The following is an 11607-nucleotide window of genomic DNA, read 5'->3' as shown; positions in this document are numbered from 1 at the left end:
TATAAAAGTTAAATACAACAGCAATGGAGATATTTACACAGAGATGTGATAAATACAGTTGGTGTCGATGACGATGAGGGTCCACCCGTTCCCATCCCGAACACGGAAGTTAAGCTCATTAGTGCCGAAGATACTTGGCTGGCGACGGCCCGGGACAATAGGAAGACGCCAACACGAATATTCCTCCTTAGCTCAGCCGGTAGAGCATGCGGCTGTTAACCGCAGGGTCGTTGGTTCGAGTCCAACAGGGGGAGCCAGACAGTTGCCGCCGTTATTTTTAGCGGCGGCTTATTTTTTCATTGGGGCCATTAGCTCAGTTGGTTAGAGCAACCGGCTCATAACCGGTCGGTCCAAGGTTCGAGTCCTTGATGGCCCACCAAAACAGGAATGCATTGAAAATCCAATGCATTCCTGTTTTTTATATGTGTTTAATTTTTGTAATGCTGGGAAATATATTTTATGAGGTGATAATAATAATGTCTTACGTTGCCCCCCAGATGCGTACACATTTTGAATCGTTGTCAATTGATCTAAAAAATGAAATATTGAAACAGGATGTCCAAATCCAAACCATGCGCGATTTAATCAATTGTCTGGAAAAGATTGTTTTGGAGACTTAATTTATAATGAATTTTATGAGTTGAAAAGCCAAGGAATTTTCCTTGGCTTTTTATTGTAACGGAAAAATACGCGGCGCTGTAAAGAGTTCAAAAAAGCTTTAGCGATGCGTATGGAATAAAGACTCCTTTTGATACAGTAAAAGAGTGGCCTGTTAACTGTGTCAAAGTACCAAGCAGAAGTATGTCCTGACCATATTCACATGCTCGTAGAGAATGGGTCTTTTCAATTTCATGTGATATCGTAAAAGAAAAAGTAGCCTAATTATTTTTCGCAGTGGTAGACCGTACCAGCGCCTTAAGGCGTGGCTGATAACAGGGATTTGCCCGCATATGAAGAACCACCAGCTTTGCCGGTGGTTCTTCTATTTTAGCAGGGTAGAAAAACATAATTTTTCTGAAATTTATAATATTTCAAATTAGAATAAAGAAGCATATGTTTATATATGCGATTTGGAACGAGTTATTCGATATTGTAAAGCTTTCTATAGGTTCAGCAAAATGCCTGTTGTATTTGGAGTATCGGAAAGTTCCAATGTAGTAGTTTGTGAGGACCCTAAACAGAAGCACGCTATCGTTCTCGCAAAAAATAAGCGCCCCCCCAAATATGGAATTCAGACGGCGAAAATCGTTTGATAAGTTAAAGAAAAATGTCCGCAGTTGCTACTGGAAAAGTTTTATTGAAAACAATGTGTAGAGCATTACAAAAGAGTCAATGTAATCTACCTGCATTTCACGAATTTAATAAAATCTTTTGATATTGACGAGAGTTGGTTGGACGTTACAAGTAGTTAGCAGTTGTTTGAATATGAGTTGGAAATTGTAGATACGTTACGAAAGTAGTAAAGAATAGTAGTGTTACTGCATTCATTTACATTTCACCATTTTGCTGTTGCTCTTTATTACATTGCTTGTCAAATGAAGCGGCTTTGTCTTGGCCCATTAGCAAACGATTTTAACCGTAAGAAGTCACCCAATCCTTTGCAGCAGAATGGAAGAACGGTTTGTTGCCTGATTGTCCACACCGGTTCCGGCAAGCAAATTTACAGTAGCGGATTTATTGCGCAGAGTTACAGTTGCTCCTGCTGGAATAGATGCGATAAACATACCGGTCAATGCTGCGCGTTCAGTATCCTCCAGCCCCTCGGCGTACTTACCAAAAAAGGAAAGTGGATTTTCCAGACCGTTAATCGCCACGGCATATGCGGCATTAATTATGCCCTCGTTTGGACGTAAAACTACCGTGTAATCGATGCGGTAGATCCCGGCGGTATTTACGGTGATTGTAGATGTGTTAGGGACAAATGTAAAATCACCGGACTGATGGGCAAGAAGGAATATCACGTCCCCTTCAGGTGAAACGTCCTGTGCGCCGCCGTTTATTGCTGCGTTAAAATAGGAAGGCGCAACGTCGGGTCCGGTCGGCCCGGTAACACCTGCTGCGCCTTGCGGTCCAGTCGGCCCGGTAATTCCTGCTGCGCCTTGTGGTCCGGTCGGTCCAGTAACACCTGCTGCGCCTTGTGGTCCAGTCGGTCCGGTAACACCTGCTACGCCTTGTGACCCTGTTGGTCCAGTAACACCTGTCGTGCCTTGCGGCCCAGTCGGTCCGGTAACACCTGCTACGCCTTGTGACCCTGTTGGTCCAGTAACACCTGTCGTGCCTTGCGGCCCAGTTAGCCCGGTAACTCCTGCTATGCCCTGTGGTCCTGTCGGTCCAGTAACACCTGCTGTGCCTTGTGGTCCGGTCGGCCCGGTAACTCCTACTGCGCCTTGCAGTCCTGTTGGTCCAGTAACACCTGCTGTGCCCTGTGGTCCAGTTGGTCCGGTGATTCCTGTTGGGCCTGCTTCACCTTGCGGCCCAGTTGGCCCGGTAGCGCCTGTTTCGCCGCGCGGCCCGGCAGGCCCCTGCGGACCCGGACAAAAATAACATGGATATGCATTACAATTCATAATTGCCTCCCGGATCATACTCTTTTAAAAGTTTTTTGTTTCCATACTATGACCGGAGGGGAAGAAGGGTGTGGGTTCAAGTTGTGTAGGTTCGGTTTCGGTAGGTATCCCAGGCCGGCACGGGGTGCCCCGCGTCCAGCGCTTGTTTGATGTCGCCATAATAGTGCAGCTTTCGCTTTACATGTTCATACGCTTTTTGCATCTGCGCAAGCTGGGTTTCTACATTTTCTTTTTGCTGTGTCAGGAGAGACAGAATGTCGTCGATGCATTCCTGTTCCTTTTCTTCATAAGAAAAGAAGATTTGCAGTTGAGAGATTGTCATACCGGTTTGCTTGAAACAACAGATCGTCTTTAACCGGTTCACATGCTTTTCCTCATAGATGCGCTGTCCGGAATCCGTCCGGGCAATATCCGTCAAAATACCGACCTCCTCATAATAGCGCAGGGTAGAGGTAGGAAGCTGAAATAAGTTGGAAATTTCCTTTATCGTATAGGTTTTCATGATGGTTCCTCTCTGATCCATGTGTTGTTATCCAGTAAAACGGCAACTTATGCGTATAGTTAATCATATATGGAGGTGATGGATCTGTCAAATGCCGTTGTTTTGCGTTGCTTGGAAAGCAACCACTTTCTGTATAATACAGGATTTGAATAGATTTTTTCAATGTTACTATTTGAAATAAAAATATAGAAAATTTATGGTAATGTTTAAAATATTAGTGCTTTTGATTAGAATGAGGAGGTGAAGTTTCTTTTATTTTGGAGGAGTTGTTTGTCGTATGAGATATGGAAAAGGAGGAGAAATGTGAAAAACAGAAAAATTGCCTGGATTTTGGCTGTTACCATGCTGTTCAATGGGACCGGCTTAGGCAGCACGCTGTCTTTTGCAGCGCAAAACAATCCAGGGATTCAATGGTCCGGCAGTGAATGGACAGGGAATCCCCAGCAGTTTCAAGTAAACCGGCAGCCTGCCCACACGGCGTTTGTCCCGTATGATACCGAGGAAAAGGCCATTGCCAGATCAGAGGAGGATTCCCAATACTATCAATTGTTGAATGGGGAATGGAGTTTCCAGTATGCGGAGAAACCCGCGGATCGCAACACGGAGTTTTATAAGGAGGATTATGACGTCAGTTCTTGGGATACCATTCAGGTGCCCGGAAACTGGCAGACACAAGGTTACGATAAGCCGATTTACACCAATTCCACGTATCCGTGGACGCTGAACGGCGGCGGAAAAAACGATTACAACAACGCGACAGCGCCAACCGGCTATAACCCAGTCGGTTCTTACCGCCGCAGCTTTACAGTCAATCCCGGGATGCTGGAAGGCGGACGGCAGATTTTTATGTCTTTCCAAGGGGTTGAATCGGCATTTTACCTTTGGATCAACGGGGAGCAGGTCGGCTACAGTGAAGACAGCTACACACCCGCGGATTTTAACATTACCCCCTATTTGAAAGAGGGAGAAAATTCCGTTTCCGTACAGGTGTATCGCTGGTCCGATGGCAGTTATATGGAGGATCAGGATTTTATTCGGTTGAGCGGCATTTTCCGCGATGTCTTCCTGTACTCCAAGGACCAAGTGGAGATTTTTGATTATGAGACCATTACAGACCTAGACGACGATTATCAAAATGCAATGCTCAAACTCTCCGTTAAAGCACGGAGTTTGGCGGAGAATGTATCGGTTGGCTATACCGTCCGTGCTAAGCTGCTGGATGACGCGCAGAACACCGTTTTTGAAAAGGTCTTAGAACCGGAGTTTACCGGCGAAACGGATACGATGGGCTATGACATTGCAACTATAAAAATGGAGCAGAAGATTACTTCGCCCAAGCTGTGGAGCGCGGAAAAACCGAACCTCTATACACTGGTTTTGGAACTGCGTGACCCGTCGGGCAAGAGCGTGGAATTTGCCAGTTCCCGCATTGGCTTCCGGGAAGTGGAGCTGCGGGACAATAAAGGTCTGTTTATCAATGGACAGAACGTGATCATGAAGGGCTTTAACCGGCATGAAACCTCGCCGGATACCGGACGCACCGTGAGCCGTGAGCTGATGGAGCAGGATATTATTTTAATGAAGCAGGCGAATGTCAATACCGTCCGGACCTCGCATTATCCCAATGACAGCTATTGGTATGAGCTCTGCGATCAATACGGCATGTATGTGGTCGATGAGGCAAATATTGAAGCGCACGGCGCGATGCACAATGTCCCGGGCAACAATCCTGAAAAATGGTACGCCGTGCATCTGGATCGTATGGCCAGTATGCTGGAACGCGATAAGAATCATCCAAGCGTTATCATGTGGTCCATGGGCAACGAATCCGGTGCGGGTTCCGTATTCCAGCAGATTTACGATTGGACAAAGGCGCGGGACAGTACCCGCCCGGTGCATTATTTTAATTCCAGAGGTGATGGAAGCGCGGACTATTCTGATACCCGCTCCTCTACCTATCCCTCTGCGGACGGCTCCTTCTCCGGCAGAATCAGTCTGCCCGGCGTGGCAACAGACAACAATCCAAAGCCCTACTTTGCGCATGAGTACGCGCACTCCATGGGCAACAGCACGGGAAATTTACAGGAATACGTCGATGTGTTTGAAAAATATGACAAGCTGATCGGCGGCTGCATTTGGGACTGGGTGGACCAGTCCGTTCGGGTAGAATTGGGCGGCGAGAAAAAGAATGTATTGCCCGACAGCAGCCCCAATAAGCTGCATGCTGACTTCACAGGTTCTTTGACCGCTGGCAAAAATGCGGATAATGCGTTGGCCGGCACGGCAAAACTGCCGGCGGATCCGGTATTTGATACGACGGGCAGTTTTACGGTGGAAGCACTGGTAAAACAGACCGGAAAAAACAGCAATGGATACGACACCATTCTAGCGAAGGGCAATGAGCAGTTTACATTGCAGTACACCAAAAACAATCTGGAGTTCTGCTTTAAGAGCGGCAATGCCTGGGTTTCCGCCACCGTTGCCGTGCCGAACGACTGGATGAACAACTGGCATAAGGTGACCGGTGTCTTCAATGCGGAAGACAGCACACTGAAGATTTATCTGGACGGCAAAGAAGTCAAATCGATTTCCACCGGCGGTAAGAATGTGCGCAATACCAATACATATGCCGTCACAGTTGGCGAGAACCTGGAGCGTCCGGGCCGGGAGTTTACCGGCAAAATCGACGATGTCCGCGTCTATAACCGTGCGCTGACCGCGCAGGAGGTGGCGGACGCCAGCACAGCGCCGCAGGATGGCTCTGTTTTGTTCTGGTGTGATTTTAATTCGCTGGATTCCGCAAACCTTCTTGTGGATCAAGGCCCAAAGAGATTGAACGCGGCGTATACCGGCACGTTGGAAGCGAGGGACGATTTAGGCAACGGCACCGCGCTGGAGGGGACAGCGACTCTGCCTACAAGCGAAGCGCTGGACATCACAGGCAGCCTGACGCTGGAAGCGCTGGTTTATCCCAACCGGGTATCCGGAAGCACCAACGGCGCGTTGGTTACAAAGGGCAACAGTCAGTATGCCGTGAAGTATATTGGAAACACCGCGCAGAATAAGAGCGTCGTGGAATTCTTTATCTATGACGCAAATGCGACCGGTTCAACCAGCGCCAAATGGGTCAGCCTGGAGGCAACCGTTCCGGACGACTGGTTTGAACACTGGCATCAGGTGGTATCTACCTTTGACGCGGAAGCGGGAACCATCAATATCTATATTGACGGTCAACTCGCCGCAAGCAAAGAAGTCAGTGTTAAGACCTTCTCCAGCAACGAATACCAGGTGGCAATTGGCACTGATACAGAACGCAGCGGCAGGGAGTTCAGCGGCAAGATCGACAATGTCCGTATCTACAACCGCGCGCTGTCTCCGGAGGAAATCCGTGCAGGAGACCGTAAACCGTCCGACGACGGTGTGGTGCTCTGGATGGATTTTGATTCGGTGGAGGAAGTGGATACCGGTGTCAATGAACAGTCCTACTTTGGATACGGTGGGGATTGGGGCGATAAAACCAACGACAGCAACTTCTGTAGCAACGGCGTTATTTTCCCGGACCGGACCCTGCATCCGGCGTATGCGGAAGTAAAAAAGGCCTATCAGGGTGTGAGACTCACAGCGTCCGATCTTTCCAAAGGCGAAATAAAAGTGGACAATCTGCTGGAATTCACCAACCTGAACGAGTACGACTGCGTGTGGACGCTGTACAACAACAATGTGGCGATTCAGACCGGTGTTTTGACGAATGAACAGATCGATCTTCCGGGCAACAGCTCCAAGATCATCACTGTCGGTTATCAAACACCGGATGTGGTTCGCGAAGGCAGCGAATTCCTGCTCAATATTGAATTCAAATTAAAAGAGGATACCCTCTGGGCGAAAAAAGGCCAGGTCGTTGCCTTTGAGCAGTTCAAGACGGACTTTACCGCCAATCAACCGGGTTTGACACTGGATGCCTCCAAGAAATTTACAGAGGTAAAGCAGAATGGAGACATTCTTACCGCAAAGGGGGACGGGTTTGAGGTACGGTTCAATACGGCCAAAGGAGAGCTTACCTCTTTTCAAAACAACGGCAAGGAAATGATCCAGAATGCGCCGAAGCCCAATTACTGGCGTGCCAGAATCGACAACGGCACCATTAACGCGAAATACCGCGATCCGGCCGCTGCTGTGGGACAGGTTGCTGTGGAGCAGACGGATTCCAAAATTGTGATCCGTGTGCCATTGTCCTATTCCTCTCTGAATAACTCCACCAATGTAATAGAGTATGTTATTTACCCGACGGGAGACATTGTGGTGACCAGCAATTTTGATTCCAAAGCGTCCGAAATGCTGGGCCGCGTCGGTATGAAGATGGAACTGCCGCAGGGATACGAAACTGTCACCTACTATGGCAGAGGCCCGGACGAAAACTATGTGGACCGCAAGACCGGTTCCCTGATCGGCGTTTATAATACCACGGTGGACGACATGTTTGTGCCATATATGAAGCCGCAGGAGAACGGCAACCGTACCGATGTACGCTGGGTTGCTTTGACCGATGAGGCGGGCGACGGCCTGCTGGTTTCCACGGATACGCAGATGGAATTCGGCGCACAGCACTATTCCGCCTCAGAACTGAACAGCAAGGCGCATCCGTACGAACTGAAGAAATCCGACCAGGTTTACCTGACGCTCGACTATATGCAGACCGGCTTGGGCAACGGGAGCTGCGGTCCCACCATGTTGGAAAAATACAAGGTGCAGTCCAACAAGAAATACACGTTTACCTACCGGATGCGTCCGGTTACAGGTCAAAACAATTCTGTGGAACAGATGATGAATGAAGCACAGAAAGCTATCATCTCCCAGACGCTGACCGGTATCAAGGTGGACGGCCGCCTGCTGCCCGGTTTTACGCTGGATCAGCACGAATATACCATCCCATACTTGAGCAGCCGGGAAGAAATCCCGCAGGTAGAGGCCGCCACCGCGCATTCCTCCATTCAGGCGGATGTGAAACAAGCGGAAAGCTTTGACGAACCCGCTGTCATTCGGATCAATGATATTGAGGGGAATCCGCAGATCTATACCATTCGTTTTGTCAAAATGGATGAGGTGCCCCTGGAAGAGGTGGTGTGGAAGTCCGCTGCCACCGGCTGGAAAGAGATTGTAAAGGGTACCAATCTGAACGGCGGTCCGATGGAACTGACCGTCAATGGTGAGAAAAAACAGTTTAACAGCGGTTTGGGCGTCCACGCGGCATCTGAAATTGTCTATGATATTGAGGGCCTCGGTTACGATATCTTTGAAACCTATCTTGGCCTTGACTGGTTGGGTGGAACCGCCAGCGATGGTTCGCCCGCACTTGGGGAAGCAAAGTTTGAAATCTGGGTGGATGGTGAATTGGCATACGAATCCCCCCGGATGACGCAGGAGACGGAGGCAGAGTACGTCCGGCTGAACATCATCGGCGCGAAGGAACTGAAACTGGTGGTTGATCCGCTGGGTGCAAATGCACACGATCACAGCGACTGGGCGAATGCCCGCTTCCTGCCGAGAAGCGACAGCGATCGGGAGCAGATTGCCGTGCAGGGCATTTCGGAACAAATCCGTTTGAAGAAGGGCGATTTTACAACGCTTTCATTGAAAACCGATCCGGTGGACGCCGTGTGCAACTTTGCGGTTGCTCCCGCTACTGGCGTACTCTCGATCCAGGAGAATCGAGTCACAGCGGCGAATGCCGGAAAAGCGGAAGTCCTGGTCCGTATTTCCAAAGAAGGGTATGAGACCCGTTACGTTTCCGTTCCGGTAAGTGTTTACGAAGAGGAACCGACCATTGTCGGCGTCGAACATATTACCCGCGCCACCTTGGTTGGAAAGGCGCCGGCACTGCCGGAAGAGATCGGACTGGAATATTCCGATGGGACAACCGGGAAAATCGGCATCAAGTGGGCGGATATCAGTGCCGACCAGTATGCCAAGGAAGGTACCTTCACAGTGGAAGGCACAGTGGAAGGCACTGGAATGAAGCCGACCTGTACGGTAACGGTCAGCAAAACCAACGCGATATCCGCCATGGAAACCATCACAGCGTCTGTGCCGCTGCATGGAACCCCGCAGCTCCCGGAACAGGTTTCCGTCACGATGGCGGATGGTTCGGAGCAGAAAAAAGCGGTTGCGTGGGATAGCGTAGATGACGCCGTAGCTTCTCTGGGCTTCCATAGGATAGAAGGAACTGTAGCGGGAACCGATGTAAAAGCAGTTTGCCAGCTCTATGTATACAGTGAAGTCAATTTGATTGAAAAGATTGCTGCTACTGCCGTAAATACTTCCGCAGGTACAGAACCGGTTCTGCCGAAGACGGCAGAAGTTACCTATGCCGACGGGGCAACAGCAAGCTGCGAAGTCGTCTGGAATGCGATTCCAGAGGAAGCATATCAGGAAGAGGGGACCTTCTCTGTATTTGGCTTTGTAGAAGGCTTTGGAGCTAAGGCGGAATGTGTGGTTACCGTGACGCCGTCCGAGGAGCCGGACCGTGAATATGCACTGACAGCGAATTTTAACACCGGCGCGCAGATTGCGGTGGACGGGGAAAATACCGGCCTTGCCAATTTGACCGGCGTCTATAAGGCGGCGCTGAAAGCGGGCGAAGCGTTTATATTGGTCTTCACCCCCAGAGTGGAAGGCAGGGAATTCCTCTCCGCCCAGCTCAACGGCGAAGATGTTTCCGACGCAATCGTGTTTGACGAGGAAACCAACGCATCCGCCTTCACCTACGAGGGCGAAATGGCAAAGGCAGACAAAGAACTGAACTTCGCGTTCACCACTGTAAACAAGCAGATTTTGCGCACGGTCATCTCCATCGCGGAAGACCTCCAAAACGGCGACGAGTACGGCACGGCGATCCCGACCGTGCAGAAATTGTTTGACAAGGCGCTGGAAAACGCGCAGGCCATGGAAGCTGACCGGAAGGCCGGCCAGGAAGCCATCGACAACGCATGGTCGAAGATGCTGAATGCCATCCACTTCCTGAGCTTTGCCGAGGGCGACACCACCGAATTGGAGAACCTGCTGGCCGTGATCGACATGCTCGACCCGGCGGACTACACAAGCGACAGCTGGGCGGCGCTCCAGACAGCCGTCGGCGCGGCGAAAGAGCTGATCGCGGACGGCGAACCGCTCCAGGCGGACGTGGAAAAAGCATTTGACGCGCTGCAAAAGGCGTGGAACGCTCTGGTCCGCGCGGCGGATAAGAATCTTCTGCAAGAGGTGGTCAACACAGCGCTGGCAATTGACCTGAATGANCCAGGAAGCCATCGACAACGCATGGTCGAAGATGCTGAATGCCATCCACTTCCTGAGCTTTGCCGAGGGCGACACCACCGAATTGGAGAACCTGCTGGCCGTGATCGACATGCTCGACCCGGCGGACTACACAAGCGACAGCTGGGCGGCGCTCCAGACAGCCGTCGGCGCGGCGAAAGAGCTGATCGCGGACGGCGAACCGCTCCAGGCGGACGTGGAAAAAGCATTTGACGCGCTGCAAAAGGCGTGGAACGCTCTGGTCCGCGCGGCGGATAAGAATCTTCTGCAAGAGGTGGTCAACACAGCGCTGGCAATTGACCTGAATGAATACCTCGACGAGGGCAAGGAAGCCTTCACAGAGGCGCTCACGCACGCACAGGCCGTGCTGGAAGACCAGGACGCAACCGCGGCGGAAATCAAAGAGGCGGTATCCGCTCTGAATGACGCGATGCAGGTACTCCGCAAGATTCCGACCAAGGATGCACTGAGAGACGTGCTCGAACAGATCAATGCGCAGGACCTCAGCAAGTACACGGATACCAGCGTTGCGGCCCTGAAGGCGTTTGTCAATCTGGCAAACGGCGTACTGGACGATCCGGACGCGACCGGCGAACAGATCGCGCAGGCAATCGATCTTGTGACCAACGCGTACAATGGGCTGAATCTGAAGCCGGAACACAACGGCACATCCAAAGGCTCCACCAGCCGTATGCCGTCCTACGGCAACCTTTACGGCGCACAGGGTATCGCGGTGGTAAACGCGGCGCAGGGTGTGGCGCAACAATCTTCCGTCCGTTCCGACACCACCGTCGACTTTACACTCAAGAGAGGCAGTGCGTACTGCTTCAAGATGACGGTTGTCAACGGCAATGGACAAGTTCCGAGCTTCACTGTGGGCAACGGCAGTGTTCTCAAGACCCAGTTTGTGGCGAAAATCGGCAATGACTGCTACTACAGAGTCTATGCCGTCGGCGCACCGGGCCAGAGCACCGGCGTGTACACACAATTGCCTAATGGGGCGCCGCAAAAGCATTGTATTGTCACAGTAAGTAATGATTAGATAAGACGATCTGAGAGAATTGCCGGAGACATGAGAACTCAGGATGCAGATCCATCAGGCGATCATCACAGATAAGCAGCGGGTGTCCCTGGAACCAATATGGTTCCAGGGACACCCTTTTTGTGTGTTCATTGGAATTAAAAAAGTGTACAAACAGATCGCTTAAAACAGAAAGAACTTTAGTTGAA

4 protein-coding genes, 2 tRNA genes, 1 rRNA gene and 1 pseudogene are annotated in these 11607 nt (G+C 50.7%); 5 read left to right on the top strand and 3 right to left on the bottom strand.

Going from position 1 to position 11607, the window contains the following annotated elements; genetic code table 11:
- The first annotated feature begins 57 nt into the window (after positions 1–57).
- The 3 genes from rrf (at position 58) to BN2106_RS10250 (ending at position 379) form a co-directional block, all read left to right on the top strand.
- Positions 58–174, top strand: a 5S ribosomal RNA gene (gene rrf, locus BN2106_RS10260).
- A gap of 7 nt (positions 175–181) precedes the next feature.
- Positions 182–257: transfer RNA gene (locus tag BN2106_RS10255), tRNA-Asn, on the top strand.
- 45 nt (positions 258–302) lie between these two features.
- Positions 303–379 (top strand) — tRNA-Ile (locus BN2106_RS10250).
- A gap of 1207 nt (positions 380–1586) precedes the next feature.
- On the opposite strand, the gene BN2106_RS16785 is transcribed toward BN2106_RS10250, so the two are convergent.
- The 3 genes from BN2106_RS16785 to BN2106_RS10230 form a co-directional block, all read right to left on the bottom strand.
- The gene (locus tag BN2106_RS16785; protein WP_050698431.1) at positions 1587–1961 is read right to left on the bottom strand and encodes a hypothetical protein; all 375 of its coding nucleotides are present in this window, start codon (positions 1959–1961) and stop codon (positions 1587–1589) included.
- 416 nt (positions 1962–2377) lie between these two features.
- Entirely contained in the window at positions 2378–2557 is a 180-nt protein-coding gene (locus BN2106_RS16895) for a hypothetical protein (protein ID WP_050698430.1), read from the bottom strand.
- A gap of 86 nt (positions 2558–2643) precedes the next feature.
- Positions 2644–3090, bottom strand: a complete 447-nt coding sequence (locus tag BN2106_RS10230) for a MerR family transcriptional regulator (protein WP_242846298.1) — start codon at positions 3088–3090, stop codon at positions 2644–2646.
- A 321-nt stretch (positions 3091–3411) separates the two neighbouring features.
- Between BN2106_RS10230 and BN2106_RS16775 the strand changes: the two are divergent.
- Positions 3412–10278 (top strand): annotated as a pseudogene (locus tag BN2106_RS16775) (glycoside hydrolase family 2 TIM barrel-domain containing protein); the annotation flags it as partial.
- A 112-nt stretch (positions 10279–10390) separates the two neighbouring features.
- Positions 10391–11419, top strand: a complete 1029-nt coding sequence (locus BN2106_RS15605; protein ID WP_207641714.1) for a spectrin repeat-containing protein — start codon at positions 10391–10393, stop codon at positions 11417–11419.
- Positions 11420–11607: the final 188 nt, after the last annotated feature.

Origin of the sequence: Anaeromassilibacillus senegalensis (genome assembly GCF_001261775.1) — a bacterium.
Classification (GTDB): Bacteria; Bacillota; Clostridia; order Oscillospirales; family Acutalibacteraceae; genus Anaeromassilibacillus; species Anaeromassilibacillus senegalensis.
The sequence above is the reverse complement of the archived record's forward strand: the minus strand, read 5'-3'. Positions and strand labels throughout refer to the sequence as shown.

What these genes read in the sequence shown, in the direction of transcription:
- BN2106_RS15605 (WP_207641714.1), top strand. Translation starts at nt 10,391, where the DNA reads ATGCTGAATGCCATCCACTTCCTGAGCTTTGCCGAGGGCGACACCACC.
- BN2106_RS16895 (WP_050698430.1), bottom strand. Translation starts at nt 2,557, where the DNA reads ATGCATATCCATGTTATTTTTGTCCGGGTCCGCAGGGGCCTGCCGGGC.
- BN2106_RS10230 (WP_242846298.1), bottom strand. Translation starts at nt 3,090, where the DNA reads ATGGATCAGAGAGGAACCATCATGAAAACCTATACGATAAAGGAAATT.